Raw genomic sequence first — 25,134 nt, 5'->3', positions numbered from 1 at the left:
GTGTAGTGTTGCCGGGTCCGTCGGCTCAGCGGTTTTCGACGTCCACGTAGTCGCGATAGGTCTCGCCAAGGTACAGCTGACGCGGGCGGCCGATCTTGTGCTGCGGGTCGCTGATCTGTTCCTTCCACTGGCTGATCCAGCCCACCGTGCGCGCCACCGCGAAAATCGGCGTGAACATCGACTGCGGGAAGCCCATCGCGTCGAGGATGATGCCCGAATAGAAGTCGACGTTCGGGAACAGCTTCTTCTCGCGGAAATAGTCGTCTTCCAGCGCGATGCGCTCCAACTCTTTGGCGGTCTGCAGTGTCGGGTTGTTCTCGATCCCCAGAAGCTCGAGCACCTCGTCGGCGGACTGCTTCATCACCGTCGCGCGTGGGTCGTGGTTCTTGTAGACGCGGTGGCCGAAGCCCATCAGGCGGAACGGATCGTTCTTGTCCTTTGCACGCTCGATATATTCGGGGATCTGGTCGGGCGTCCCGATCTCGCGCAGCATCTCAAGGCAGGCCTGGTTGGCGCCGCCATGTGCCGGGCCCCAGAGGCAGGCGATGCCTGCCGCTACGCAGGCGAAGGGGTTCGCACCAGAGGAAGATGCAAGACGCACGGTCGAGGTCGATGCGTTCTGCTCGTGATCCGCGTGCAGCGTAAAGATCCGGTCCATGGCGCGCGACAGGATCGGGTTGACCACGTAGTCCTCGGCCGGGACCGAAAAGCACATGCGCAGGAAGTTCGACGCATAGTCCATGTCGTTACGCGGATAGACGAATGGCTGGCCGATGGAATACTTGTAGGCCCAGGCGGCGATCGTCGGCATCTTGGCGATCAGGCGGATCGAGGCGACCTCGCGCTGCCACGGATCGCTGATGTCGGTGCTGTCGTGATAGAAGGCTGACATCGCGCCGACCACGCCGACCATGACGGCCATTGGGTGAGCGTCGCGACGGAATCCACGGAAGAAATACTGCATCTGCTCGTGCAGCATCGTGTGGTTGGTCACGCGGAACTCGAAATCCTCGATCTGCTCGGCCGTGGGCAATTCGCCGTACAGCAGCAGATAGCAAACTTCGAGGAAGTGGGACTTCGACGCCAGTTGATCAATGGGATAGCCGCGGTGCAGCAATTCGCCCTTCTCGCCGTCGATGAAGGTGATGGTCGAGTCGCAGGCCGCTGTCGACGTGAAGCCGGGATCGTATGTGAACACGCCCGCCTGGGCATAGAGCTTGCGGATGTCGACCACGTCGGGCCCCGCAGTGGGCGAGTGAACGGGCAGATCGTATTCGGCGCCGTCATAGATGAGCTTGGCGGACTTGCTGTCATCGGCCATGTTGCGAAACCCTTTATCCTGTTGCCTATGCGGCCCCTTATCGGGGCGAACTTAATTTTCGGTAGCCCCAAGTCGAGGGCCCGAGGAAGCGGCGTCGTCGATCCGCGCCAGCGTCTCTTCGCGGCCGAGGACGATCATCATGTCGAAGACACTCGGGGTGGCTGTTTTTCCTGCGAGGGCCGCACGAAGCGGGGCCGCGATCTTTCCCAGACCCAACCCACGCGCCTCGACGATCCGTCCGGCAATGGCTTCGAGCGTGTCGCGTTCCCAGCTAGCATTTTGCAACTGCGGCGTCAATTCTGACAGTATACCGATGGATACAGCGTCCAGCGCCTTGGCCGCCTTGGGTTCAGCCACGATGGGGCGCCGCGCCATCGCGAACTGTGCCTTGTCCAGCAGGTCGGGCAATTTACGGGCGCTACCCTTGATGATCGGCAGGGCCGAAGCTAGCCGGTCGCGATCCTCGGGCGACAGCGGCGGCAGCTCGGCCGCCGCCCGCCAGGATGCGATGGCCGACAGCAGGGCGTCGTCCTCCATCCGGGCTATATGCTGGCCAGATACGTGGTCCAGCTTCTTGAAATCCAGCCGCGCCGGCGACTTGCCGATGCCCGAAAGGTCGAACCAGTCCAGCGCCTGTTCGGTCGTGAACACCTCGTCATCGCCATGCGCCCAGCCCAACCGCGCCAGATAGTTGCGCATCGCCTCGGCCGGATAGCCCATGGCGACGTATTCCTCGACCCCAAGCGCGCCGTGTCGCTTGGACAGCTTCTTGCCGTCCTCGCCATGGATCAGCGGGATATGCGCATAGACGGGGCGGTCCCAACCCATCGCGTCGTAGACCAGCCCCTGGCGCGCCGTGTTGTTGAGGTGATCGTCGCCCCGGATCACATGCGTGACGCCCATGTCGTGATCGTCCACGACCACGGCCAGCATGTAAGTCGGCGTGCCGTCCGAGCGCAGGACGATCATGTCGTCGAGCTGGTCGTTGCGCACCGTCACCCGTCCCTGCACCTGGTCGTCGATCACGGTCTCGCCATCTAGCGGCGCCTTCACCCGGATCACGTAAGGGGCGTCGGGGTGGTCGGCCGGATCGGCGTCGCGCCAGGGCGAGCGATACAGGGTCGAGCGTCCTTCGGCCCGCGCGGCCTCTCGATAGGCCTCGATTTCTTCTTGTGTAGCGAAACACTTGTAGGCGGCGCCAGTGTCCAGCATGGCACGCGCGACTTCCGCATGGCGGTCAGCACGGTCGGACTGGCTGACCGCATCGCCGTCCCAGTCGAGGCCCAGCCACCGCAGGCCTTTCACGATCGCCTCGGTCGCCTCAGGGGTGGACCGCGCGCGGTCCGTATCCTCGACTCGAAGAAGGAATTTCCCCCCGCGTCCGCGCGCATAAAGCCAGTTGAACAGCGCCGTACGGGCCGTTCCTACGTGCATGAATCCCGTGGGCGAGGGCGCGATGCGGGTCACGACCGGGGTGGAAATCTCGGCGTCGTTCATAAGCTCTTAACTTTGGATGTGGGATCGTCGCCGTGGTGTAGGCAATCGTCGGATAGGTGACAAGGGTGACGCGTCTCGGCCGATGGCTTGCCCTGGACCGGCAGCGGGGATCGCTGTTTCTGTGGGTGCCGGTCTGCCTGGGCTGCGGCATCGGTCTTTACTTCCTGCTGCCGGTCGAACCTGACCGCCGCGACTGGCTGCTGTTGGCAGGGGCGATCGGGGCGGGGGCCGTCGCCTTGGCGGCTGGGCTTTGGCACTGGCCCCTGTTCGGCGGTCTGCTTCTGGTGGGGATCGGCGTTGGCTTGGCCGGGCTGCGTACCGACATGGTCGCAGGCCCGACGCTGGATTTCCGATACTATGGCGCGGTGCAGGGGCGGATCGTGACGATCGACCGGTCCGCATCGGAAAAGACCCGTCTGACGCTGGACCGGGTGGTGCTGGAGCGGACGGACCCCGCCCGCGTTCCCTTGCGCGTCCGCGTCTCGCTACATGGTGCTCAGGACTGGATCGATCCAAAACCCGGGCAGACCGTGATCCTGACCGCTCATCTTTCAGCCCCAGAAGGCCCGGTCGAGCCGGGAGGCTTCGACTTTCGCCGAATGGCCTGGTTCGACCGGATCGGGGCGGTCGGGTACACGCGGACGCCCGCGCTTCTGATCGCCGACGCCCCTGACGGACAAATCGTGGCGCGGCTGCGCACCCGGATCGGGGCCTATATTCGGGCGACCCTTCCCGGAGAGACGGGGGCAGTCGCGACTGCGCTGACCACCGGTGATCGGTCGTATATCGGCGCAGTCACAATGGAGACGCTGCGCGCCTCGAACCTTGCGCACCTTCTGGCGATCTCCGGATTGCATATGGGCCTTTTGACCGGCGTGGTCTTCGGGGCGCTGAGGTTGGTGCTGGTCGCAGTGCCACGCGTGGCGCTGCGCTGGCCGACGAAATCCCTTGCTGCGGTGGGGGCGCTGGCGGCGGCGGCGTTCTATCTTGCGCTATCAGGGGGCAATGTTGCCACACAGCGGGCCTTCGTCATGGTCGCAGTGATGCTGACCGCGATCCTTTTGGGCCGTCGCGCAGTAACGTTGCGGGCGGTCGCGGTGGCGGCGGTGATCGTCTTGTGCCTGCGACCCGAAGCACTGACCGAACCTGGGTTCCAGATGTCGTTCGCCGCGACCACGGCCCTCGTGGCCGTGTTTCGATGGTTGCGCGGCATCCCGGGATTGCCGCGCCGCGGGATCCTGGGATGGATCGTCGCGCTGATCATCTCTTCCGCCGTGGCGGGGGCCGCGACCGCTCCATTCTCGGCAGCGCATTTCAACCAGATCGCTCAATACGGCCTTCTGGCGAACCTACTCAGCGTTCCGGTGATGGGCGTCCTCGTGATGCCGGCAGCCGTACTCTCGGCCGTTCTCGCGCCCATTGGCGGGGCTTGGATCGGCCTTTGGCTCATGGCGATCGGGATCGACTGGATCCTGGGCGTGGCCCATTGGGTCGCGGGGCTGGGCGGGGCCGTGATTGCCGTTCCTGCGCCGGGACCCGCGGCTTTACCGCTATTGGCGGTGGGCGGGTTGATGGTCATGGCCTGGAACGGCGTGGGGCGGTGGGTTGGTGTGATCCCGCTGGCGGCGGCGGCCGGACTTTGGATGGTACATGACCGTCCCGCCTTGCTGATCGATCCCGGCGGGTCCCTTGTCGGGATCATGGGGCCGGAGGGACGGGTGCTGTCCAAACCCCGTGGGGCGGGGTTCGCGGCCAGGGTCTGGCTGGAAAACGACGGCGATTCCGCCGATCAGCCGACTGCCGCAGCAAGGCAAGGCTGGGTCGACAACACTTTCGCCTTCGCAGGCCAAACGGTGCACCATGTCTACGGACGCGGATGGGAAGCACGTGCCCGCGCGATGTGCACCGAACAGACGATCGTGGTCACCACGGGGGACTTGGCGGGGACAGGGCCGTGCCTGATGTTCGACGAAACGACGCTGGCACGCACAGGCGCCGTTGCGATATCGCGTCAGCATTCCGGCATTCGCATCAAGACGGCCATCGGAGAGGCATCGCGACGTCCTTGGACGGGATACAAAAGCCCGGATCAAGCGATCCGCGGCGAAGAGGTCGGTGACCGGATCGCCGCAGCAATGCCCTAATAGGTGCGGATCAGACCGACCAGCTTGCCTTGCACCTGAACCTGATCGTCCCGAAATACCCGGGTCTCGTAGGCAGGATTCGCCGCCTCCAAGGCTACCGAACTGCCTTGCTTGCGGAAGGTCTTCAACGTCGCCTCGAAACCTTCGACGACCGCCACGACAATATCTCCGTTGTCGGCCACAGAAGTCTCACGGATCACGACAACGTCGCCATCGTTGATCCCGGCCTCGATCATCGAGTCGCCTTTGACCTCGAGCGCGTAATGAGAGCCGGCCCCCGACAGCATCTGGCTGGGAACGGCGACATTGTGGGACACTTCCGAGATCGCCTCGATCGGGACGCCAGCCGCGATCCGGCCCATCACAGGAAGCTCTGTCGCCGCGGCCTCGACCGCGATTGCGGTTGCCGGGGGATCAAGATCTGGACGATCGCCGTCGATAACCCGTGGGCTGAAACCACCCCCGGTATCCAGGCTTTCCGGCAATTTCACGATCTCGATCGCACGGGCCCTATGGGCAAGCCGCCGGATGAAACCCCGCTCCTCCAGCGCCGTGATCAAGCGATGGATGCCCGATTTGGATCGAAGATCCAGCGCCTCCTTCATCTCATCGAAGGATGGCGGCACGCCGTCGCGCTGCATCCTCTTATTGATGAAGGTCAGCAATTCCAATTGCTTCCGTGTCAACATGCGCGCCGCCCCATGATCCATGTGTTTGCGCAATGTTCTACGGCCGTTCCCCCTTCGTGTCAACGGCCGGGGTCAGATCGGGATGATATCGACCTCGGCGCCGATCTCGCGGCCCGGATCATGCGGCGATTGCACGATCAGTACATCCGCCGCTGCGAGGATGCCCAATTGCGCGCTATCCTGGCTTTCGAACGCCTCGACCCCCGATGCCGTGCGCCGGCCACGCATATAGTGTTCCCGGGGACCGTTGGCGGCCAAGGGCGCGGACAGGACGGAGCGATGGCGCAAGACTGGACCGGCGGGAAGACCTTGCATGACGTGAAGCATAGGTCGAACGAAGATCGCACCGCAAACCATTGAAGATACAGGATTTCCCGGAAGGCCAACGATCGGTGTTCCGTGAAGGCGACCGGCCATCAGCGGCTTGCCCGGGCGCATTGCGACTTTGTAGAAAGACCTCTCCAGGCCCCGGGCCTCGGCAGCCGCGGCAACGAGGTCATGATCGCCCACCGAAGCCCCGCCAATCGTCACGATCAGATCCGCGCCCGTTGCGAGGTTGAAGGCGGCGTCGAGCGATAGAAGCGTATCGCGGGCAATCGGCAGCACCCTTGCACGGCCACCTGCCGCCTCGATCATCGCGGCGAGACCGAACGTGTTGGAGGCGATGATCTGATCGTGCCGGGGCGTCTCGCCGGGCATTGCCAACTCATCCCCGGTCGCGATGAGGGCAACCACGGGACGGCGGCGAACGGGTAGCTCGGCGTGGTTCATCGCCGCCGCCAATGCAAGATTCGCAGGCCGCAAAGGTCCGCTTGGGTCGAAAACATCGCCTTGAGCAAAATCGCTGCCCACTGGCCGGATGTATGTCTGGTGATCGATCCTGTCGCGTAGAGTGACGCGCGCGCCCTGTCGGACCACATCTTCCTGTATCACGACCCGCTTGGCGCCCTCCGGCACGGGGGCACCAGTGAAGATGCGAACAGCCTCGCCGTCCTTGAGGCAACCGCCGAACCCGTGCCCGGCCGCGCTTTCTCCGATCACGTGGAACGTGTGGCCCGGTCGGGGATCGGCGGTTGGAATCGCATAGCCGTCCATGGCCGAGGCCGGGAAGGGTGGTTGCGCGCGCTGTGCCGTCAGCGGCTGAGACAGGACACGGCCGGCGGCTTGCCTCAGCGGGACGTATTCGGAACCGAGCGGCCCCACCAGGGAGAGGACCCGGTCAAGCGCGTCCTCAACCGAAATCAACGCTCGGCCTCGTAACGTCCTGATTTTCCACCATCCTTGAACAGAAGTTGGATACCCCCAATCTCCATATCCTTTTGGACGGCCTTGACCATATCGTAGATCGTCAGGCACGCGGTCGAGACGGCGGTCAATGCCTCCATTTCGACCCCGGTCTGGCCGGCGGTCTTGACCGTCGCGACGACCTGCAAGCCCGGCAGTGAAGGATCAGGATAGATATCAACTGTGACCTTCGTAATCGGCAGGGGGTGGCATAGGGGAATCAGGTCGGATGTCCGCTTGGCCCCCATGATACCTGCCAAGCGCGCCACCCCCGAAACGTCGCCTTTCTTCGCGCGCCGTTCGGTAATCATTTCAAGGGTTTCCGGAGACATCTTCACCCAACCAGAAGCCCGTGCTTCCCGAGCAGTGGAAGGCTTATCCGACACATCGACCATGTGGGCGTGGCCTTCGGCGTCGAAATGGGTCAGGGCCATCAGAGTGCCCCGGTTGGGACGGGATCGGCCAGAATGGTTCGCGTCGCTGCAGCGACATCGTCCTGGCGCATCAGGCTTTCCCCAATCAGGAACCGTCGCACACCGACATCCGCCATTCGATGCAGGTCAGCTGCGGAGGACAGCCCGGATTCCGAAACGACGCTACGCTCTGCTTCGACTTGGTTCGAGAGGCGGCGCGTCACATCAAGAGACGTTTCGAACGTGTGCAGATCGCGGTTGTTTACCCCCATCAAACGGGAGCGAAGACGATGCGCACGCTCGAGCTCGACCTCGTCGTGGACCTCGATCAGAACGTCCATGCCATAATCCTCGGCAGCCGCTTCGAGTTCCGCGGCCTGTCCGTCGTGAACGCTGGCCATGATGATCAGGATACAATCCGCCCCAATGGCCCGGGCTTCTGCAACCTGCCAAGGGTCATAGAGAAAATCCTTTCGCAAAACCGGCAACTTACACGCCGATCTTGCAGCAACAAGAAAATCCTCGTGTCCCTGAAAGGAGGGTGCATCGGTAAGCACCGACAGGCAGGCCGCACCGCCGGTCTCGTAAGCCCGGGCAATTTTCGCCGGATCGAAGTCTGCGCGGATCAGGCCCTTCGAGGGACTGGCCTTCTTGACCTCGGCAATCAGGCCATATCCATCAGTTGCGTGCCGATCCAGCGCGGCGCCGAAGCCGCGCACGGGTCCGGCCGCGCGTGCATCCGCGTCGATATCGGAAAAGGGGCGCGCCGCCTTGCGTGCCGCGACTTCATCCAGCTTGTACGCCTTGATCCGGTCCAGAACTGTCGCCATTCAGCCCTCCATCGTCACGCGGGCATGACGCTTTTTACCCGCACTCAGCTTCACGGGCGAGGCAAGGCGGTCCGGCGGAATCATGAGCCCCGCATCGGTCACCGCATCGTCGTCGATCCGCGCGCCCCCTTCGGAGATGAGGCGTTTCGCCTCCTTGCCGGATTTCGCGAGGCCGGACCGTACGATGAGTTGAACGATCGAGATCCCGTCCCCGATTTCGGACGCTGGCAGGGCGAGCGTCGGCAGATCCTCACCCAGGCCGCCCTGTTCGAAGACCTCGCGGGCCGTGGCGTGGGCTGCGTCGGCTGCTGCGCGCCCGTGGCACAGTGAAGTGACCTCGTTGGCAAGAATCACCTTGGCCTCGTTGATCTCAGAGCCTTCCAACGCGCCGAGGCGCTCGCATTCGTCCACCGGCAGCTCGGTATAAAGCTTGGCGAACCGGCCCACATCGGCGTCCGTGGTGTTACGCCAGAACTGCCAGAACTCGTAAGGGCTCAGCATATCGGCGTTCAGCCAGATGGCGCCGCCCTGGCTTTTTCCCATCTTGCGACCGTCGCTGGTGGTCAGAAGGGGGGTGGTCAGGCCGAAAATCTCCGTCTCGGCGACGCGGCGGGTCAGGTCGATGCCATTGACGATGTTGCCCCACTGGTCGGATCCGCCCATCTGCAACATGCAGCCATAACGGCGGTTCAGCTCGAGGAAGTCGTAAGCCTGCAGGATCATATAGTTGAATTCCAGAAACGACAGCGACTGCTCCCGATCCAGACGCGATTTGACGCTTTCGAAGGACAGCATCCGGTTCACGCTGAAATGGCGGCCAATGTCGCGCAGGAAGGCAAGGTAGTTCAGGCCGTCCAGCCATTCCGCATTGTTCAGCATCCGCGCGTCGGTCGGCCCGTCGCCATAGTCGAGATACTTGGCGAAAACGCCTTGCATCCCGTCGATGTTCTCTTGGATCGCGGCATCGTCGAGCAAGGGGCGTTCGTCGGCGCGAAAGGACGGATCGCCAACCTTGGTGGTGCCACCGCCCATCAGCGTGATCGGTTGATGGCCGGTCTTCTGTAGCCAGCGTAACATCATGATGTTCAGCAGATGCCCGACATGCAGAGATTTGGCCGTAGCGTCGTAGCCGATATAGGCGGGGACAGTGCCGGTCAGCAGGCGTTCGTCCAACCCCTCCAGATCGGTGCAGCCCGCGACGAAGCCGCGTTCGTGCATTACGTGAAGAAAATCCGATTTCGGCTGGTAGGTCATCGTCGTTTCGGTCCATTTTCCGGCACGCCCCGCTATAACGGGCAGGTCAGGCAGAGGAAAGCCATGTTGAAGGACGCGCTGCGTGACGGGTCGATCTGGGCATTGGGTGCGGCGCCTGACCGGTCCCTGAACGGTGTCGATGCTGCCATGGTGCTGACCGACGGGGCGCAGATCTTCGGATTCGGTCAGACCGCGCATCGCCCTTTTCAGCCGGAGGAACGCGCGGTTCTGTCCGCAGCGATGGGCCGTTGGGATAAGCTGGAAGAGGCGTCTGCAGTGGTTGAGTCTGTCCATGCCGAGCTTCTGAGCACCATCCCAGGCGCCGATCTGGTCGGGTTTCACGGGCTGACGACGGCGCACGAGCCGCATGGACGGGGCAGCTGCCAAATCGGCGATGGCCGGCTGTTGGCGCATGTGCTTGATATCCCCGTCGTTTGGGATTTCCGCTCGGCCGATATCGAAATGGGCGGGCAAGGAACCCCTCTGATACCCTTTTTCCACCACGCAGCTTTGCGAAATATGGGGAATATGGCGCCTGCGGTCATCGTCGATTTGGGCGATATTGGCAGGTTGAGTTTCGTCGATCCAACGGTAGAGATTCCGTCAGATACTGGTGGCTGCCTTGCCCTCGACACTGGCCCTGCAAATGCACTGATCCGGGATCTGATACAGGCGCGCCCGGGTCTGGATCTTGACACGGCGAGCGATCTGGCGGCCCGTGGAGCAGCCGATGGCGGTATTCTGGACCAGTTCGCGGCAGACGGGTATTTCCGCAAGATGCCGCCGAAGTCGCTGATCGAGACCGATTTCGGTTGGCTATCACAAGCGGTGAGCGAGCTATCCGACGCCGATGCCTGTGCAACGGTAACAGCCGCGGCTGCCGCGGCCGTCGTATTGGCGCTTGAACATCTGCCCAGCATGCCCGCGCGCCTTTTGGTTATCGGGGATGGTCGTCGGAATGCCACGATGATGGAGATGATCCGCGCCGGGGCCAATGTCGACGTCCTGCCGGTCGAGGATATTGGCCTCGACGGCGACAAGATGGAAGCACAGGCCTTCGCTTATCTCGCTGTACGGGTGTTGCGGGGCTGGCCGACGAGTGCGCCTGGCACGACCGGCGTGGCTGCGGCCGTTGGAGGTGGGGTCGTCTCGTACCCCGGTGACATCCTGCAAGCGCTTGGCAACTAGGTTTCAGGCTGCCTCATCGGCAGTGGTGCCCATCGGAAATTCCGTGCCTTCGGCATAGATGATCTGAGGCGTGTCGAAGACGAGGACGAAGGTTCGCAGATCGCTGACCGTGGTGGCCGTGATGTAGTCGCCGTCGACAAGGCGGTGAGCGGCGACCATCGCCGTCTTCTGACCATAGAGGGCCTTGGCCCGCCAGTCGCGCAGGAGAATCGGCTGGTCAGCAGCAACCGTGATCGGCGCTTCGGGCCGATCATGCCCAAGCACCGACGCGTTGATCGTGACAAGCTTCGCAGCCTCGCGTTCCTGGACCCGCACAGCGCGCAGAACCCTCAACCCCTGTCGGGTGACGATCCGGTCGCCGGTCTGGAGGTCTTCGATCCCGACCGGACCTTCCAACGTCATGATGCGAACGCCGGCGGTCAGGCCGGTCTGGACCGTGGTTTTATGGGCTGCGGGACGCGTTTGGGTCATCAATCATGCTCCATTCCGATGAGTAAGGGAATGGCGCGGGATTGTGGCGAAATTGGGTTGCCCGCGGTCCCATTTCTTGTCGAATTGCCTCTCGCATCCGAAGCGCGGCTACGTTAAGCACGGCCCGCGATCCCGGCACCGCCGGACGCGTGCGGGTGTGGCGGAATTGGTAGACGCACCAGATTTAGGTTCTGGCGCCGCAAGGCGTGGGGGTTCGAGTCCCTTCACCCGCACCATCCTCTGTCGGCATCACCTTGCAGTACAGGGCACGGCACCGTAAGAGACGGCGAAATCGCGCGCCGGTCCTCCGGCGCCGGACCGTTTTTAGATGACAAGAGGGCGATATGCAGGTCACAGAGACCGTCAACGAAGGGCTGAAGCGCGGCTACAAGATCACCGTCACCGCCGATGAGCTCGACGCTAAGGTAAACCAGAAACTGGCCGAGGCGCAGCCCGACGTCGAGATGAAGGGCTTCCGCAAGGGCAAGGTCCCGATGGCACTGCTGAAGAAGCAGTTCGGCGAGCGTCTGCTGGGCGAGTCGATGCAGGAAGCCGTCGATGGCGCGATGAACCAGCATTTCGAGGAGACCGGCGACCGTCCCGCGATGCAGCCCGACGTCAAGATGGCCAACGAGAACTGGCAGAAGGGCGACGATGTCCAGGTCGACCTGAACTACGAAAAGCTGCCCGAGATTCCGGATTTCGACGCGTCCGAGATCGAGATCGAGAAGATGGTCGTCACCCCCGACGAAGAGGCCGTGGACGAGGCGCTGCAATCGCTGGCCGAGAACGCGAAATCCTATGACGCCAAGGACGGCGCCGCGGAAGACGGCGATCAGGTGGTGATCGACTTCACCGGCTCGGTCGATGGCGAGGTGTTCGAAGGCGGAACTGCCGAAGATTACCCGTTGGTTCTGGGCTCGAACAGCTTCATCCCCGGGTTTGAGGAACAGCTGAAAGGCGCCAAGGCCGGCGACGAGATCGAGGTCAAGGTCTCGTTCCCCGAGGATTATCAGGCCGCGCATCTGGCTGGCAAGGAAGCCTCCTTCGCGACGACCGTGAAAGAAGTGAAGGCGCCCAAACAGGCCGAGATCGACGACGACATGGCCAAGAACTATGGCGCCGAGGATCTTGAAGGTCTGAAAGGTCAGATTCGCGAACGTCTGTCCGCTGAATATGGCCAGGCTGCCCGCGCGGTGATGAAGCGGCGCCTACTGGATATCCTGGATGACAAGGTCTCGTTCGACCTGCCTCCGAGCTTGGTTCAGGCCGAGGCCGATCAGATCGCCCACCAATTGTGGCACGAGGAAAACCCCGACGTTCAGGGGCATGATCACGAGAAGGTCGAGCCGACCGACGAGCACATGAAACTGGCCGAGCGCCGCGTGCGTCTGGGACTGCTTCTTGCCGAGCTTGGACGCAAGAACGAGATCCAGGTCAGCGATGCCGAAATGACCCAAGCCGTGATGAACCAAGCCCGTCAGTACCCCGGGCAAGAGCGGCAGTTCTTTGAATTCGTTCAGCAGAACCCGCAGATGCGCCAGCAGATCCAGGCGCCCTTGTTCGAGGACAAGGTCGTTGACTTCATCTTCGACCAAGCGCAGGTTTCGGAAAATTTCGTGACCAAGGACGAGCTTCAGAAAGCCGTCGAAGCTATGGAAGAAGAAGACGCGCTGGAATAGTCTTCCGGCAGCGACATCTTCGACGCTCGGCTGCGGTCGAGCGATGGGCAGGACCGCTAGGGAGGAGGCGGTCCTGCTTTTTCCTTTGTGGGGTTACCCTTCCCTCTGAAGAGTAGAATATTTTCATTTCGTGGAACTTTCTGGGTTCCATGCAAAGGGCATTCAACTTAGCGTAGAATAGTTCCCGGGGGGCAGGGACGCTTTAGTCTTGCCGTTTGTTGTAGTCTGCATGGAGTTCAGGCAGTTGCAGGGTAAACGTATCTTGTTGGTTGAAGACGATACCCTGATAGCAATGGACATCGCGATGTCCTTGCAGGATCAAGGCTATACCGTCAGCGGACCCGTGCGCAACGAGGCAGAGGCATTCGATTTGCTGACGCGCGAGACGCCCGATATCGCAATTCTGGACGTCCATCTGGGCCGTGATACGGATAGCTTCGGCATCGCAAAAGAGCTTCGGCACCGCAATATCCCATTGTTCTTCCTGACAGGGTATTCCGAAGCCACCATCGACGTTCCTGACACGCTGGTCGGAACGACACGGCTGGGCAAGCCCGTCGCGACCAAGCACCTCTTGCGAACGATCGAGGCCGAGCTGGCGGACTAACGAAGGCAATTTGCCGCAGAACCCCAAGCCGGCGAACGCAGGTTGTCTCTCCAAGCATCGGGAGAGAGAACATGCTGAATCCAATCAACAGTTTTGTCGCAGTAGGGGCCTCGGTCCTCGGCGTAGGCATAGGACTTGCCCTTGGAACGGGGTTGGCCGTCGCTGCGCATACGGCCCTTGCATTGGAGCCTAAGCGATGATCCTGCGTCTTGCCGCGCTCGGGGCCGTTCATGGCACCGTTGGGGTCGCGATAGGCCTGACCGGCGTTCTGGCCGCTTGCACCGTCGCGCAGGTCGCCAAGAAAGGTGTCGGGGTCACGTCCCGCGGAATGGTGCCCGGGACGCCCGTCATGCCAAGGGAACCCATGGCGCCCACCCGGCCCAAAGCCTAGCTGTCAGGCGGGATCAATCCCAGTCCACGCAGATAGATGCCGATCCCGGTTTCCAGCAAATCTTCGGGCGGAAAGGCGACGTTCGTGCCCGGTGAATTTCGGGCGAACAACTCGACGACCCCGTGACTCATCGCCCAAATATGGCTGGCGAACATCGAAGGCGGAGGACGCTTCTCGACCGGGATGTGCTCTGACAAAGCCGCAGCCGCCCGTTCGAGGACGCCGTTCGCCCGGGTGGCGACGCTGTGCAATTCTGGCGAACGCGTGACAGAGATCCCGCTTTCGAACATGGCGACGTAGTGCCCGGGATTCTTTCGGGCGAACTCCAGATAGGCCCGGCCGGTTTCGGAGAATGCCCGCATGGCCGAGGGCAGACCACGGGCATAGGCTTCCTCCATGCGATCCGCGAAGACCTCGTATCCCTGTCGGGCGCATTCGGCGATCAAACCGTCACGCCCGTCGAAGTGGCGATACACTGCCGCGGGCGTCACGCCAGCATCCTTGGCGGCTTCGGACACCGTGAAGCCAGTGGGTCCCTTCTTCTCGATCAACAAAAGGGTGGCGTCCACGAGCGCCTGCGCCAGATTTCCGTGATGGTAACCGCGTTTAGGCATGTCGGTCGGGTGCCCAGATATCTGGCCCGCCGGAGATTGCGGGGTCCGGGACGGCCGCGAGATCGGCGTCCCGTCCCTCGTAATCCACGTGGGACAGCACGGCGCGAATTGCGGCGATCCGGGCGCGCCGCTTGTCGTCGGCGCGGATTACCGTCCACGGGGCGTGGTGCGAATGGGTCCTGTTGAACGTCTCTTCGATGGCGTCGGTATAGGCGTCCCATCGCGACAACCCCTCGACATCGATCCGGGACAGCTTCCACTGCTTCAGGGGATCCGCTTCGCGGTCCAGGAAACGGCGAAGTTGCTCGGCTCGGCCCACGGTCAGCCAGATTTTCACCAGTATGATCCCGTCATCGACCAGCATCTTCTCGAACGGGACGACTTGGTCGAAGAAACGCGCCCGGTCGGCGTCGGTGGTGTATCCGAACACCTTCTCGACCACGGCGCGATTGTACCAGGACCTGTCGAACAGGACGATTTCGCCCCCGGCCGGAAGCTCGGAGACGTAACGCTGGAAATACCACTGGCGCTGCTGGCGTTCGGTCGGCGCGGGCAGGGCGACGGTGCGGGCGACGCGCGGGTTCATGTTCTGGCGGAACCGCTCGATTGCGCCGCCTTTCCCGGCCGCGTCGCGCCCCTCGAACAGCACGACCAAGCGCTTGCCGGTGGCCTGCACATCGGCTTGCAGGCGGACAAGCTCGTGCTGCAGGGCCTGGAGAGTCGCCTCGTACTCTTTCTTGTTCATGCGGGTGTCGTAGGGATAGCCCGCCGTGATGATCCGCTTGGCATCGCGCCCGCCGATGGCATCCCGGACGCTATCGGGCGCGGTCTGGTAAAAAGCACTGATCGCGCCGTCGAAGGGCAGGGGCATGGCGGTCTCCTGAGGGTTCGTGCAACCTAGGGTTCGTGCCGGGCTAGCGCAATCCGGCCCGTTCCGCGGCGCGGTCGATCGCGGCGATAACGGCGTCGGTCGCTGCATGTTGGGGCATGTGGCCGATACCGTCCAAGGCAACCAGATTGGCCCCCGGCACCTGTTCGGCCAGCCGTTCGGAGTGGATGTCGATGGGCACGACGTCATCTGCCGTGCCGTGGACAATCTCGACCGGCAGGTCGAGGGTGCCGTAAACCTGCGACATCCGAACCAGGTGAGGCCGCAGAGTCTTGACCTGTTGGGCGTTGGTGCGGAACGAACGGGTTCGCAGGGTCAGGCCAGCGCCGACATACTCCTCGTACCCTTCGGGGGGCTTCTGGGGCGCAAAGACCGATCCGATCGCCGATTTCACCAAGCCGCGCGGCACGAAGGCCGAGATCAGGGGCACTACCGTTGCCCCGCCTACGGATGTGCCGGTCAGCTGATACATGAAGCCCAGCCCGCCCGGCCAAGGCTGCGTCGCGCCCGAGACCACCACCACCGCGGCTGGGTCGTGGTTCAGTGCCCAGGCCATCGCGACGGAACCGCCAAAGGAATGGCCCAACACGATCGCCTGGTCGATGCCAATCTGCGTCGCGGCCTCGTGCAGGAAGGCGGCCTGCGCTTCGGGACCTTCCGCGCGGGCATCCAAGGCCCCGGTATAGACCGGATCGGGGTCGGTATAGCCAAGGCCGGGCCGGTCAAAGACGGTGACACGATACCTGTGGGCGATCCGGTCCACGAAATCGAAGGTCCAGTCCCGCAGGTTCCCGCTGGCCCCGTGGATCAGCACCAGATCCGGGCCTTCCCCGGCCTGCACATAGTGCACGCGCCGGCCCCGAACCTCGACGAACTGGCCGATGGGGGGATACATGCGCTCTGAGGTTTCGGCACGCGCCTCGGCCCGGCGGTCGACGACCACGCCGCATCCGGCCACCAGAAGCAGCAGGAGGGAGGCGCTAAGAACCGATTTCTTCGATGTCATATGGCGTGGACTGGTAAATCTCGTTGACCCAGTTTCCATATAGAAGATGGGCGTGGCTGCGCCACCTGTTCAGCGGCGGTTTTCCCGGGTCGTTCTCGGGATAATAGTTGCACGGCACATTGATGGGCGTGCCCGCGGCGATGTCGCGGTCGTATTCCTGCTTCAGCGTATCGTCGTCATACTCGAAATGGTTGAAGATATAGAGGGCGCGGTGCTGTGGGTCCGACACGAGCGCAGGTCCGGCCTCGTCCGAGGCGAGAAGGGTCCGAAGACCCGGAGCGAGATCGATGTCCTCCTGGCGCATCTCGGTCCAGCGCGAGACGGGAATGACGCAATCGTCCGAGAACCCGCGCAAGTACGGCGAGGCGGGATCGAGGTTGTTATGCCGAAAACACCCGAACAGCTTGGCCTGCAAAACATGCTTCGGCACACCGTGGAAATGGTTGATCATCGCCATGCCGCCCCAGCACACGCCGAAAGTGCTGTGTACGTGGGTTTGCGTCCAGTCCATGACCTCTTCCAGTTCGTCCCAGTATGTCACGGCCTCGAACGGCAAGTGCTCGATCGGGGCGCCGGTGATGATGAGGCCGTCGAACTTCTCGTTCTTGACCTCCTGGAAGGGTCGATAGAACGCTTCCATGTGATCGGCGGCGGTGTTCCGGGTCTGGTGTTCGGTCATGCGCACGAGGTGGAAGTCGATCTGGATCGGACCCGCACCGATCAGCCGGGCGAACTGGTTCTCGGTCTGGATCTTCTTGGGCATGAGATTCAGAAGCGCGATCTTCAGAGGGCGAATGTCCTGCCGCATCGCCTCGGCCTCGCCCATGACCTGTACGCCCTCGCGGCGCAAAACCGTGAATGCAGGCAGGTCTTCGGGCAATTTGATGGGCATCAGAAACCTCGCAGGCGCGGAACGGTCGAGATAGGGTGCAATGCGCCGCGTCTCAAGCCTGCACGGCTGTCCTGTCGATGGCGCTGGCGACCATCGCATCGAAATCGGCAGGATTTCGGATGGCCGCCACCTCGTCGGCCGAGACCGTGATGCCGCGCCGCGCCATCGCGGCATATCGCGGCTGGCGATGTGCCAGTGCCCGGGCATAGGTCCAGCGGATGAAATCGTCAGGGTCAACGCTTTCGGGCGCTTTGCCCGACTGATCAAGGTAGGCCGTCCAAGCGGATTCCAGGAATTCTGGCTGGTAATACATGGGCTTAGGCGCCCGGTCGAAACGGCGGACCAGTTCCGCCGTGTGGTCATCCGACCCCTTGATCCACACCATCAGCAAAGTCTGCTCCAGCAAGGACAGAAGCGGGTCGCCCGGATCCTCGGGGTCGACCACCTCGCAGATCGAGCCCGACGTGTCACAGATGAAATTGTCGTAGCCATAGATCTCGCGCGCCTTACGGACGAACAGATCGGTGTCGCGCATCGCAAGCTGCTCGGCCGTGCGGTGCTGTTCCTGTCGGTGCAGGTATTCGTCGAAGGGCAGACCGCCCTTCGCTGGATCACCCGGCTTGCCGAGATACGTGGACAAGGGCGCGAGGTTCTCGAACGTGATGTTCGATCCGACATAGATCGAGTCGCTCATCAAAAGTTCGCGCAGAAGCGGCACCTGCATCGCGTGACGCTTGAAGTTGTCTGCTATGTGCTCGCCCATGTACCGGGTACCAATGCGGTAATCGACCGAGTAGTGAAACCAGTCGCCGGCCGCGCGCAGCATGTCGGAAAGGTAGGTCTTGCCCAACCCCGACATGCCGAACAGCATGACGCGCTTGTGTTGCGCCGCGTGCCAATCATCTGCGGATGCGTAGATCATGGGCCGTTCCTAGCCGAGGCGGGTCCATACGAAAAGGCCCCGCCGAAGCGGGGCCGTTGGTTGATATCCCAACAGGGTCAGAAGCGATACCCGACCTGGAAGCCGACGCCGACAACGTGGTTGTCGTCGAAGAAGGCGCGCTCGGTATCCGGGGTTCCGGTTTCGGCGCCCGCATCCCCGAGCGAGACGTACCGCACGCCGCCGGCAACGGTAACCTGATCGTTCACGTCATAGCTCAGCCCAAGTCCGATAGACTTTTGACCGTTCGTCGGCGAAAGCGGGGAAACGAGGTCGTCGCCCTTCGCCTCATAGCCAAGGGTCACCGACCCCGAGAGCCGGTCGGTCAACGCGCGCCCGACCCCGATCGAGACGGCGTAGTTGTCCTCGATATCGGTTAGGCTGGTTCCCGGGATTGTCGGATCGCTCTGGCTGTCGAAATAGGGCGGGGCGACACGGACATCCTCGTACCAGGCATAACGCAACTGCCCGAACAACAGCGTGCGCTGGTTCAGACCGGTCTGGAAATCGATGTTGATCGCCTCGGGGGTCTCGACCTCGGTAACCGACTCGATCGTGCCGCCGCCGGCCAGCAGGGGCAGCGTCTCGACAGTGTCCTGCTCGTGCTCGATCGACGAGAAGTAGGTCACCGCGATACGAAGCGCGATCTCGGGGCGTTCGTACGCGGCACCGACGGCATAGCCGAAAGCGTGATCTTCCCCGAAGGTGGCCGAGTAGCCCGACAGTGTCGGGCCATAACCGAAACCGGACAGCGAAATCTCGGACTGCAGCCGCTGATACCGCAACCCGCCATGGACCGAGAAGTTGTCGTTGATCTCGTAGCGTGCCAGCGCCATCAGGGACGAGCTTTCCACATGCGCGGACGAGCCACCCAGATTGTTTGAGCCTTCATCCGTCGTCACCGGCAGGACTTGCGGAAACGGCAGCGGAAAGCCGGAGGGCACGAAGGAACCGCCATCTCCTGGATAGTTGACATCGACGCCATAGGGCTCATCCGCGATCATCGCGAACGACAGCTGTTCGGTTACCTGGAACTTGATGGCAGCACCCAACTGGGTGAAGTCTTCGCCCACGTCACCGGTCTCTGCGCCGCCGGTATACCCGACCTCGGGCAGGGCGACATCCTCACCGTCGATGCTGGGAAAGACCCGGCCAAAGCTGAGTTCGAAATAGTTACCTTCCTCGAAGAGGATGTCGACCGGCTGGCCGGACCGGTCAAGGCCGATCGCCATTGCCGCCGCGGGGAACAGTGCGACCGTCGCAACCCCGGCGAGAAGTGTGGATTTCATGGAACCTCCCAGAACAAACTGCGCCAAGCCTTAGCGCACTCTGCGCCGCCCCAAAAAATGACGGAACGTCACCGCAATCCGCTGAAGTCCAACGTTACGATTATGTAACAGTTCGATTGGCCCGGCGGATATTCAGCCAGTTCGCGGCGAAGATGATTGCCCCGCCCAACAAGACCCACGCGTTAAGCGATTCGCCATAGAATGCCATTCCTATCAAGGCGATGACGGGAAGCCGCATGAAGTCTATGGGCATCACGACCGAAGCGGGTGCGAGAGACAATGCGGTGGTAAGGCACAGATGCGCGCTCAACCCGGCGCACCCGATCAGGACCAGCCACGGCCACGATACGGCCGAGGGAATTGCAAAATCTCCGTCAATTCCCGCACAGATCAGTCCGAACCCCGCTTGCAGCACGGTCAACCAGAAGAGGATCGATACGATGCTTTCAGTCCGCGTAAGGCGCCGGGTAAAAAGCGCCGAGCCTGCAAAGCCGATCGCGGCCCCGGCCGCCGCCAGTTGGCCCGGCCCCAAGGCGGCCGTATCGGGCCGTGCGACGACCAGAATCCCGACAAAGCCAATCAGAGCCGAAATTAGACGCGTGCGCGTCAGGCGTTCGGCCAGAACCAAAGGCGCGCCCAGAGCCACCCAGATCGGAGAGGTGAACTCAAGCGCGAAGACCTGCGCCAAGGGGATCACCGTTATCGCATAGAACCAAAGGTTCTGCCCCCCGAAATGGAAGACGTTCCGAACCAGATGAAGGCCCATTCGCTGCGCCCTGATCTGACCCGCGGCGCCGGTAGCCCATGACACGGAAACGACGAGCAGGACCCCGATCAGCGATCGGTACGTCATCAGTTCAAACGTATCCAGTTCGAACGCCACGGCGCGCCCGGCGACCGCCATGGCCGAGAACGACACGATTGCCCCGATCATCCACAAGGCGGCGCGGCGCAGGGCAAGAGCTTCGGTCATTTCGGGCTTTCGATGGTGTCTCAGCCGTTGCTAGCAGAACCATCGGCCGGGTCCAGTCACTCGGCTGCCATGGTGATCACGGGCTCCATCCCTTCGAGCTTCTCGCGCGTCAGGTGGCACTTGATCTGATGTTGGCCTTCCGCCCCGAACCGGACCATCGGGGGAACCTCGCGTTCGCACAGATCGCCCGGAACCTCGGATTTCCAGCGGCACCGGGTCTGGAACGGGCAGCCAGAAGGCGGGTTCATGGCAGAGGGGACATCGCCCTCCAGAACAATATGCTTTTTCTCGACACGGGTGTCGGCGATGGGCACGGCGGACAAAAGGGCTTCGGTATAGGGGTGATAGGGCGGGGCGAAGACGTCGTTCGTATCGCCGATCTCGACCACGTGGCCCAGATACATGACCATCACGCGGTCCGACAGATACCGCACGATGCTTAGGTCGTGGCTGATGAACAGCAGTGTCGTCTTCTGCGTGCGCTGAATCTCCATGAGAAGATCCGCGACAGCCGCCTGTACACTGACGTCGAGTGCCGAGACTGGCTCGTCCGCGACCACGATCCGGGCCCCGCCGGCAAAGGCGCGGGCGATCCCGACGCGCTGCTTCTGGCCGCCGGACAATTGGCGAGGCATCCGGTCGGCGAACTCCCGGGGCAACTTGACCAGATCCAGCAGGTCCAGCATCTTTTCCCGCCGTGCCGCCTCGGTCCCTCCGATCTTGAAGATTTCCAGGGCCCGCATGATCTGACGCCCGACCGTCATGGACGGATTCAGCGTGTCGAACGGATTCTGGAACACCATCTGCACATCGGCCACGGTGTCGGTATCGCGGTCCTGGATCGGAGTGTCGCCGATGGACTGGTTGTCCAGCGTGATCGTCCCGTCGGTCGCCGTTTCCAGCCCCATAAGCACCTTGGCAAAGGTGGACTTGCCGCAGCCGGATTCACCCACGATGGCCAACGTCTCGGACTCGCGGGCCTCGAAGCTGAGGCTTTCGTTCGCCTTCACCACGCGTTTGTCCCCGCCCTTGAACAGGCTGGACGCGTTGACTTCGTAGTACTTCTTTAAGTCCTCCATCCGCAGGATGGGATCACCGATCTCGGTCTTTTCGGTCTCGATCGCGCGGATTTCCTGCCGGGACCAATCGATCTCGTCATGGCGCAGGCACCGGGTTTCATGCCGGGACTGACCTTCGACATCGAACATCGGGATGGACTGGGCGTCGCATAGACCATCCTGGAAATAGTCGCAGCGCGGTCCGAAATTGCACCCGGGCGGACGTTCGTGGGGCAGGGGGAAGTTGCCCGGAATGGCCACCAACGGTTTCAGGTTCTTGTCAGCACCGGGCAACGGGATCGAGCGGAACAGGGCCTGCGTATAGGGGTTTCGCATCTTGTCGAAGACGTCGGCGATATTGCCGGTCTCGACCGCCTCGCCGGAATACATCACGCACAGCCGATCGCAGGTTTCCAGGACAAGGCCCAGGTTGTGCGAGATGAACAGCATCGACGTGCCGTATTTCCGCCCAAGATCCTTAACGAGCTCGACCACGGCGGCCTCGACAGTTACGTCGAGTGCGGTCGTCGGTTCATCCAGGATCAGCAGGGACGGTTTCGACATCAGCGCCATGGCGATGACGATCCGCTGCTGCTGTCCACCCGAAAGCTGGTGGGGATAGGCGTCCATGATCCGCTCGGGGTCGGGCAGCTTGACGTCGGTCAGAACCTCCAAGGCGCGGGCGCGCGCCTCTTTCTTCGCGATATTCTCATGAATGAGGGGCACCTCCATCAACTGCCGACCGACCTTCATGGCCGGGTTCAGCGAAGCCATGGGTTCCTGGTAGATCATCGCGATCTCACGGCCGCGAATGGCGCGCAGCTCGGCGTCCGACATTGAGGCCATGTCGCGTCCTTTGAACTTGACGCTGCCGCTGGTGATGCGACCGTTCACGCCCAGATCGCGCATGACCCCCAATGCCACGGTGCTTTTCCCGCAGCCGGATTCGCCGACAAGGCCCATCGCCTCTCCGGCGCGGACCGCGCAAGAGAAATCCATGACGGCCGGGATCTCTCGCAGGCGGGTGAAGAACGAGATCGAGAGGTTCTCGATCTCGAGGATGGGGGGCTCGGTGGACATCTTGCGGCTCCGGTTAGGCCGTGAAAGCGGTGTTCGATCGGCGATCTTGAGGATTTCTCAAGACCTAGTCGCGTAGGGATTCCTCACGCAGGCCATCCGCCAGAAGGTTGAGGCCAAGGACAAGGCTCAGAAGCGCAAGCGCAGGTGCAAGCGCGGGATGCGGGTAGATCGCCAGGAGCTTGCGTCCGTCGTTGATGGTCGACCCCCAGTCAGGGCTTTCAGGGGGCAGCCCGAGGCCGAAGAAACCGAGCGTACCCAGAAGGATGGTCGTGTAGCCGACGCGCAGACAGAAATCGACGATCAGGGGACCTCGGGCATTGGGCAGAAGCTCCCACAGCATGATGTACCACGGACCCTCGCCGCGGGTCTGTGCGGCGGCCACGTAATCGCGCGTCTTGATGTCGAGGCCGAGGCCCCGAACGATGCGGAACACCGTGGGCGAGTTCACGAAGACGACCGAGACGAAGACGACCAGGATGCCGCCCGGAATATCGAACAGGTCCAGCCAGCGCGGCAGAACCTCAAGCACGCCGAACCGTTTGGAGATCAGCGACAGGTAAAGCCAGCCCAGCACGCCGATCACGATGATCAGCAGCGGAAGCCGCAGTTTCGGACGGGTATGATAGCGCGAGTTCAGAAGGATCGTGAAGAAGACGATGGGAAAGACGAACATGACCGCCGCCATGTAGGTCGGGATGCCGGTCGCCACGATTTCGGGTGTGACCAGCAGGTAGAATAGCAGGATGACCGGAAAGGCGAGGATCAGGTTCGCGAGGAACGTCAGCGTCGTGTCGAGCCGACCGCCGTAATATGCCGCCGGAAGGCCAAGGGTGATACCCACCATGAAGGCGAAGGCTGTCGCCATCGGGGCGATCTGCACGACGACCAGCGCGCCGGCGATCATCCGGCTGAACACGTCACGCCCCAGATTGTCGCCGCCCAGCAGGTAATAGGGATAGGCCCCCTCGTCGATGTCGCCGATCATCTTGGTGTAGAAGGTGCCCGGCACCTCGTTCTTCATCGCGCCCGATTGCGCGAGCGGGTCGTGCGTGACGATCATGTCTAGCGCGCCGAAGAAGGCCGCGAACACCCAGAACATCACCAGGGCAAAACCGACCGAGCCGATGGTCGAGCCGAAGAGCTTGCCGTAAAGGCCCAGACGGCGGCGAAACGTTAAGGACACGCCAATAACCAAGGCCAGCGCGATCCACACGGGGATCAGCCGCTGTGCCATCCCCCCGATGATGCCGGCCCCGAGGCCAAGAACTGCGCCGCCAACCAGGAATGCGGCGAGCACGCCAAGGATGACGTAGAACGCCCACCGCGTGGCGAGGTCCAGCGTCTCGAGCGGTCCGCGGGTCATCGACAGTGTGCCATCCGGTTGGGTCACGGTGTCACCGGACGCGAGGAAAAGCCCGGCTATCAAGCGGATCGCGGCCAGGAGGACGAACGCCGCGGCAGCCGTCCACAGGATGGGGGTCAGCACTGCCAGGGATCCGGTCCAGGTCAGAGGCTCCATGCGCGGGGTCCTTCAGCGAAGAGGCGGGCGAGGGGCAAAGGCGCGCTCATGCAACCTTGATCCGCGGGTTGAGGTAGACATAACCGACGTCGGAGATCAGCTGAGTGATCAGCACCACGAAGACCGACACGACCGAGACGCCCAGCAAAAGCTCGATATCGTTGTTCGACGCGGCCTGCACCAGCGTCCAGCCGAAGCCCTTGTAGTTGAACAGGGTCTCGACGATCACGACGCCGTTCAGGAGCCACGGGAATTGCAGCATGATGACCGTGAAGGGCGCGATCAGCGCATTGCGAAGCGCGTGTTTCAGCACCACGTTCCGAAAGCTGACGCCCTTCAGTCGCGCCGTCCGGATGTATTGCTGTTGCATCACCTCGGCCATGCTGGCCCGCGTCATGCGGGCGATATAACCCATCCCGAAAAGCGCGATGGTCAACACCGGCAGAAAGAAATTTTCGAAAGTGGCGTTCTCCATGGCGGACGTCGCGGTGCCCTTGAACCAACGCAATCCCACGGCCGACGACGCGAAGACGGTGATCAGGATCACGCCCGACACGTATTCCGGTGTTGCCGTCGACAAGATGGAAAAGGACGATAACGATCGGTCCATGCGAGTGCCTTCGCGCATGCCAGCAAGCACCCCGATCAGAAGCGCCATGGGAACCATCAGCAGCATGACGAAGCCCATGAGCTTGCCCGTCAGCCCAAGCCGCGTCGCGACGATGCTGCCCACCTCGTCCCGGAAGACGGTCGAATAGCCCCAGTCGCCTTGCAGGACCCCGCAGAACGAGGGCGCCCCAGGGGGCACTTCGTCCGCATTGCCGAAGCAACGGCCCCGAACGCCCCCGTCGTCAAGCTGGGTTACGTAGCCGGGCACGACGCCCAGCCATTCGCCATATTTCACGAACAGGTTTCGGTCGTATCCGCGGGCTGCAAGCCAGGAATCCACCTGCTCGTCTGTCATGCGCACATTGCCCTGCGTCTTCGCCAGCTTCTCGAGGTTGGGGTCGAGATTGGTCAGGTAGAAGACCACGAAGGTCAGGCACAGCGCCGTGGCGATCATGACGCCCAGGCGGCGGAGGATGAACGCGGCCATCCAGGAT

Annotated in this window: 23 protein-coding genes and 1 tRNA gene; 6 read left to right on the top strand and 18 right to left on the bottom strand. The window is 62.6% G+C overall.

Annotation, left to right across the window (positions count from 1 at the left end; translation table 11 throughout):
• Positions 1–25: 25 nt before the first annotated feature.
• Positions 26–1,321: a citrate synthase gene (gene gltA, locus PAA8504_RS00765; RefSeq protein WP_108892268.1), complete on the bottom strand. Its 1,296-nt coding sequence runs from the start codon at positions 1,319–1,321 to the stop codon at positions 26–28.
• A gap of 51 nt (positions 1,322–1,372) precedes the next feature.
• Positions 1,373–2,818 carry a glutamate--tRNA ligase gene (gltX, locus tag PAA8504_RS00760; RefSeq protein WP_108892267.1) on the bottom strand — a complete coding sequence of 482 codons (1,446 nt, stop codon included), beginning with the start codon at positions 2,816–2,818 and terminating at the stop codon, positions 1,373–1,375.
• 65 nt (positions 2,819–2,883) lie between these two features.
• Here gltX and PAA8504_RS00755 point away from each other — a divergent pair, with 65 nt between their 5' ends.
• A complete protein-coding gene (locus PAA8504_RS00755; protein ID WP_108892266.1) occupies positions 2,884–4,962 on the top strand; it encodes a ComEC/Rec2 family competence protein in 2,079 nt (692 codons plus the stop codon).
• Here the strand turns inward: PAA8504_RS00755 and lexA are convergent.
• From lexA to tyrS, 5 genes are all read right to left on the bottom strand, one after another.
• Positions 4,959–5,651 carry a transcriptional repressor LexA gene (lexA, locus tag PAA8504_RS00750; RefSeq protein WP_108892780.1) on the bottom strand — a complete coding sequence of 231 codons (693 nt, stop codon included), beginning with the start codon at positions 5,649–5,651 and terminating at the stop codon, positions 4,959–4,961. The two genes, PAA8504_RS00755 and lexA, sit on opposite strands and share 4 nt — an antisense overlap.
• A gap of 72 nt (positions 5,652–5,723) precedes the next feature.
• Positions 5,724–6,896 (bottom strand): molybdopterin molybdotransferase MoeA, encoded by a 1,173-nt coding sequence (locus tag PAA8504_RS00745; protein WP_108892265.1) that lies wholly within the window; start codon positions 6,894–6,896, stop codon positions 5,724–5,726.
• Entirely contained in the window at positions 6,893–7,372 is a 480-nt protein-coding gene (moaC, locus tag PAA8504_RS00740) for a cyclic pyranopterin monophosphate synthase MoaC (protein ID WP_108892264.1), read from the bottom strand. Before moaC ends, PAA8504_RS00745 begins: the two co-directional genes overlap by 4 nt.
• Positions 7,369–8,178 (bottom strand): indole-3-glycerol phosphate synthase TrpC, encoded by an 810-nt coding sequence (gene trpC, locus PAA8504_RS00735; protein WP_108892263.1) that lies wholly within the window; start codon positions 8,176–8,178, stop codon positions 7,369–7,371. The genes moaC and trpC overlap by 4 nt, the downstream gene beginning before the upstream one ends.
• Positions 8,179–9,432 carry a tyrosine--tRNA ligase gene (tyrS, locus tag PAA8504_RS00730; RefSeq protein ID WP_108892262.1) on the bottom strand — a complete coding sequence of 418 codons (1,254 nt, stop codon included), beginning with the start codon at positions 9,430–9,432 and terminating at the stop codon, positions 8,179–8,181.
• A gap of 147 nt (positions 9,433–9,579) precedes the next feature.
• On the opposite strand from tyrS, the gene PAA8504_RS00725 reads away from it, so the two are divergent.
• Positions 9,580–10,620: an anhydro-N-acetylmuramic acid kinase gene (locus tag PAA8504_RS00725; RefSeq protein ID WP_306419509.1), complete on the top strand. Its 1,041-nt coding sequence runs from the start codon at positions 9,580–9,582 to the stop codon at positions 10,618–10,620.
• Between the two features lie 3 nt (positions 10,621–10,623).
• Here PAA8504_RS00725 and PAA8504_RS00720 read toward each other — a convergent pair whose 3' ends face one another.
• Positions 10,624–11,091 carry a Hint domain-containing protein gene (locus PAA8504_RS00720; protein WP_108892260.1) on the bottom strand — a complete coding sequence of 156 codons (468 nt, stop codon included), beginning with the start codon at positions 11,089–11,091 and terminating at the stop codon, positions 10,624–10,626.
• A gap of 151 nt (positions 11,092–11,242) precedes the next feature.
• Here PAA8504_RS00720 and PAA8504_RS00715 point away from each other — a divergent pair.
• From PAA8504_RS00715 to PAA8504_RS00700, 4 genes are all read left to right on the top strand, one after another.
• Positions 11,243–11,327, top strand: a tRNA-Leu gene (locus PAA8504_RS00715).
• A gap of 108 nt (positions 11,328–11,435) precedes the next feature.
• Positions 11,436–12,773 (top strand): trigger factor, encoded by a 1,338-nt coding sequence (tig, locus tag PAA8504_RS00710; RefSeq protein ID WP_108892259.1) that lies wholly within the window; start codon positions 11,436–11,438, stop codon positions 12,771–12,773.
• 262 nt (positions 12,774–13,035) lie between these two features.
• Positions 13,036–13,380 carry a response regulator gene (locus PAA8504_RS00705; RefSeq protein ID WP_181375658.1) on the top strand — a complete coding sequence of 115 codons (345 nt, stop codon included), beginning with the start codon at positions 13,036–13,038 and terminating at the stop codon, positions 13,378–13,380.
• A gap of 196 nt (positions 13,381–13,576) precedes the next feature.
• Positions 13,577–13,771 (top strand): hypothetical protein, encoded by a 195-nt coding sequence (locus PAA8504_RS00700; protein WP_108892257.1) that lies wholly within the window; start codon positions 13,577–13,579, stop codon positions 13,769–13,771.
• Here the strand turns inward: PAA8504_RS00700 and PAA8504_RS00695 are convergent.
• From PAA8504_RS00695 to PAA8504_RS00650, 10 genes are all read right to left on the bottom strand, one after another.
• Positions 13,768–14,385 (bottom strand): TetR/AcrR family transcriptional regulator, encoded by a 618-nt coding sequence (locus PAA8504_RS00695; RefSeq protein ID WP_108892256.1) that lies wholly within the window; start codon positions 14,383–14,385, stop codon positions 13,768–13,770. The two genes, PAA8504_RS00700 and PAA8504_RS00695, sit on opposite strands and share 4 nt — an antisense overlap.
• Positions 14,378–15,256 carry a polyphosphate kinase 2 gene (gene ppk2, locus PAA8504_RS00690; protein ID WP_108892255.1) on the bottom strand — a complete coding sequence of 293 codons (879 nt, stop codon included), beginning with the start codon at positions 15,254–15,256 and terminating at the stop codon, positions 14,378–14,380. Before ppk2 ends, PAA8504_RS00695 begins: the two co-directional genes overlap by 8 nt.
• A 43-nt stretch (positions 15,257–15,299) precedes the next feature.
• Positions 15,300–16,280, bottom strand: coding sequence for an alpha/beta fold hydrolase (locus PAA8504_RS00685; protein WP_108892254.1), 981 nt, complete (start codon positions 16,278–16,280; stop codon positions 15,300–15,302).
• Entirely contained in the window at positions 16,255–17,172 is a 918-nt protein-coding gene (metA, locus tag PAA8504_RS00680; protein ID WP_108892253.1) for a homoserine O-acetyltransferase MetA, read from the bottom strand. Before metA ends, PAA8504_RS00685 begins: the two co-directional genes overlap by 26 nt.
• A gap of 52 nt (positions 17,173–17,224) precedes the next feature.
• A complete protein-coding gene (locus PAA8504_RS00675) occupies positions 17,225–18,094 on the bottom strand; it encodes an ATPase (RefSeq protein WP_108892252.1) in 870 nt (289 codons plus the stop codon).
• Positions 18,095–18,171: 77 nt separating this feature from the next.
• Positions 18,172–19,401 carry an OmpP1/FadL family transporter gene (locus PAA8504_RS00670; protein WP_108892251.1) on the bottom strand — a complete coding sequence of 410 codons (1,230 nt, stop codon included), beginning with the start codon at positions 19,399–19,401 and terminating at the stop codon, positions 18,172–18,174.
• Positions 19,402–19,501: 100 nt separating this feature from the next.
• Positions 19,502–20,374 carry a DMT family transporter gene (locus PAA8504_RS00665; RefSeq protein ID WP_108892250.1) on the bottom strand — a complete coding sequence of 291 codons (873 nt, stop codon included), beginning with the start codon at positions 20,372–20,374 and terminating at the stop codon, positions 19,502–19,504.
• 56 nt (positions 20,375–20,430) lie between these two features.
• The gene (locus PAA8504_RS00660) at positions 20,431–22,512 is read right to left on the bottom strand and encodes a dipeptide ABC transporter ATP-binding protein (RefSeq protein ID WP_108892249.1); all 2,082 of its coding nucleotides are present in this window, start codon (positions 22,510–22,512) and stop codon (positions 20,431–20,433) included.
• A gap of 64 nt (positions 22,513–22,576) precedes the next feature.
• Positions 22,577–24,031, bottom strand: coding sequence for an ABC transporter permease (locus tag PAA8504_RS00655; protein ID WP_108892248.1), 1,455 nt, complete (start codon positions 24,029–24,031; stop codon positions 22,577–22,579).
• Between the two features lie 46 nt (positions 24,032–24,077).
• Positions 24,078–25,127: an ABC transporter permease gene (locus tag PAA8504_RS00650; protein ID WP_108892247.1), complete on the bottom strand. Its 1,050-nt coding sequence runs from the start codon at positions 25,125–25,127 to the stop codon at positions 24,078–24,080.
• Between the last annotated feature and the right edge of the window lie 7 nt (positions 25,128–25,134).

This window comes from Palleronia abyssalis (assembly GCF_900302445.1).
Lineage (GTDB): Bacteria > Pseudomonadota > Alphaproteobacteria > Rhodobacterales > Rhodobacteraceae > Palleronia > Palleronia abyssalis.
This window is presented reverse-complemented; position numbering and strand designations above follow the sequence as displayed.

Bases quoted from the DNA above. Each gene is read 5' to 3' on its own strand.
- gltA (WP_108892268.1), bottom strand. From the start codon at position 1,321: ATGGCCGATGACAGCAAGTCCGCCAAGCTCATCTATGACGGCGCCGAA.
- gltX (WP_108892267.1), bottom strand. From the start codon at position 2,818: ATGAACGACGCCGAGATTTCCACCCCGGTCGTGACCCGCATCGCGCCC.
- lexA (WP_108892780.1), bottom strand. From the start codon at position 5,651: ATGTTGACACGGAAGCAATTGGAATTGCTGACCTTCATCAATAAGAGG.
- trpC (WP_108892263.1), bottom strand. From the start codon at position 8,178: ATGGCGACAGTTCTGGACCGGATCAAGGCGTACAAGCTGGATGAAGTC.
- tyrS (WP_108892262.1), bottom strand. From the start codon at position 9,432: ATGACCTACCAGCCGAAATCGGATTTTCTTCACGTAATGCACGAACGC.
- PAA8504_RS00725 (WP_306419509.1), top strand. From the start codon at position 9,580: ATGGTGCTGACCGACGGGGCGCAGATCTTCGGATTCGGTCAGACCGCG.
- PAA8504_RS00720 (WP_108892260.1), bottom strand. From the start codon at position 11,091: ATGACCCAAACGCGTCCCGCAGCCCATAAAACCACGGTCCAGACCGGC.
- tig (WP_108892259.1), top strand. From the start codon at position 11,436: ATGCAGGTCACAGAGACCGTCAACGAAGGGCTGAAGCGCGGCTACAAG.
- PAA8504_RS00700 (WP_108892257.1), top strand. From the start codon at position 13,577: ATGATCCTGCGTCTTGCCGCGCTCGGGGCCGTTCATGGCACCGTTGGG.
- PAA8504_RS00695 (WP_108892256.1), bottom strand. From the start codon at position 14,385: ATGCCTAAACGCGGTTACCATCACGGAAATCTGGCGCAGGCGCTCGTG.
- ppk2 (WP_108892255.1), bottom strand. From the start codon at position 15,256: ATGCCCCTGCCCTTCGACGGCGCGATCAGTGCTTTTTACCAGACCGCG.
- PAA8504_RS00685 (WP_108892254.1), bottom strand. From the start codon at position 16,280: ATGACATCGAAGAAATCGGTTCTTAGCGCCTCCCTCCTGCTGCTTCTG.
- metA (WP_108892253.1), bottom strand. From the start codon at position 17,172: ATGCCCATCAAATTGCCCGAAGACCTGCCTGCATTCACGGTTTTGCGC.
- PAA8504_RS00675 (WP_108892252.1), bottom strand. From the start codon at position 18,094: ATGATCTACGCATCCGCAGATGATTGGCACGCGGCGCAACACAAGCGC.
- PAA8504_RS00670 (WP_108892251.1), bottom strand. From the start codon at position 19,401: ATGAAATCCACACTTCTCGCCGGGGTTGCGACGGTCGCACTGTTCCCC.
- PAA8504_RS00665 (WP_108892250.1), bottom strand. From the start codon at position 20,374: ATGACCGAAGCTCTTGCCCTGCGCCGCGCCGCCTTGTGGATGATCGGG.
- PAA8504_RS00660 (WP_108892249.1), bottom strand. From the start codon at position 22,512: ATGTCCACCGAGCCCCCCATCCTCGAGATCGAGAACCTCTCGATCTCG.
- PAA8504_RS00655 (WP_108892248.1), bottom strand. From the start codon at position 24,031: ATGGAGCCTCTGACCTGGACCGGATCCCTGGCAGTGCTGACCCCCATC.
- PAA8504_RS00650 (WP_108892247.1), bottom strand. From the start codon at position 25,127: ATGGCCGCGTTCATCCTCCGCCGCCTGGGCGTCATGATCGCCACGGCG.